This window comes from Thioclava sp. UBA3469, from assembly GCF_002378135.1.
GTDB lineage: Bacteria > Pseudomonadota > Alphaproteobacteria > Rhodobacterales > Rhodobacteraceae > Thioclava > Thioclava sediminum.
The window spans coordinates 1,237-2,211 of the sequence record NZ_DFRG01000194.1 but is presented as its reverse complement, the minus strand read 5'-3'; the positions used below and the strand labels follow the sequence as shown (position 1 = coordinate 2,211).

General features: G+C 64.2%; 2 protein-coding genes. Both read right to left on the bottom strand.

What is annotated here, in order from left to right; translation table 11 throughout:
• Positions 1–249 (bottom strand): rhomboid family intramembrane serine protease (locus B3D39_RS13865; protein WP_286789810.1); only part of this gene is annotated, 249 nt, incomplete at its 3' end.
• 40 nt (positions 250–289) lie between these two features.
• Positions 290–697, bottom strand: coding sequence for an META domain-containing protein (locus B3D39_RS13860; protein ID WP_165756996.1), 408 nt, complete (start codon positions 695–697; stop codon positions 290–292).
• Positions 698–975 lie beyond the last annotated feature (278 nt).

Sequence of the window (975 nt, the reverse complement as noted above, 5' to 3'; positions counted from 1 at the left end):
GACCCACAGAAACAGCATGTTGCCCGCCAGATGCAGGATGCCCGCATGCAGGAACATATGGGTGAAAAGCCCGTGCCACGCGACGCCATGGGTCACGGCGGCAGGCCAGAGCGCGTTGTTGAGCCAGAGTTCCCGCATGTCGCCGCCCCAGGGCGCGGTGAAGACATAGACCACGATGTTGATCGCGATCAGGGTCCATGTGACCCACGGGGTGCTGTAAGAGGGGTTGTGATCGCGGATCGGGAACATTGCCCGAGAGGGCCACGCCCCGCACCGCCGGTCAAGGCGCTTATTGCGTGGCTTCGATCACCGTGTCGCCCTGCGAGATCAGCTCCAGCCGATCCTGCGACAGTTTCACCGTATCGACGCGGGCCATGGCCGAGTGGAAGGCCTTCTCCACACCCATCGCGGGCTCGGGGCACATCATGCGCGTTCCGGCCAGCTCGCCGACGCGCACCCGGCCGTCCTTCTCCGAGATGCGACCGTTATAGTGATTGCAGCCCGCCTTGCCCGCGATCAGGCCCTTTTCGGGATGGGTCAGAGTGACTTCGACGCCGTCGGGCAGGGGCTTGCCGTCGATCGACACGACTTCCCAGATCGCGTTCGGCGCAATCGCCTCGAGAGGGTCGCCCGGCTCCGACTGGCATCCTGCCACAAGCCCCAAGGCCAGCAGCGGCCCGATCACGATCGCACGCATTTTCAGCATCCCTCTTGGTCTCACGCGCCTTGCTTAGACGTTGAGAATGGGGCGCGCCATTCACGCCCCCGTGAGTGGCTGTCGGAAAGTTGCGACATCGGCGCGCATCCTCCTTGGCCCGAAGGCCGTATATCTCTATGCTCTCGCCCCGCGACAGGAGGAGTCCCATGATCAACGAACTCGGGCATTTTGCCCTGATTCTCGCCTTTGCGGTGGCCATCGTGCAGGCCATCGTGCCCATCGTCGGCGCGCAAAAAGGCTGGCGCGGCTGGATGGCG

Excerpts from the sequence above, each read along its gene's own strand:
- B3D39_RS13860 (WP_165756996.1), bottom strand. The coding sequence starts at position 697 with ATGCGTGCGATCGTGATCGGGCCGCTGCTGGCCTTGGGGCTTGTGGCA.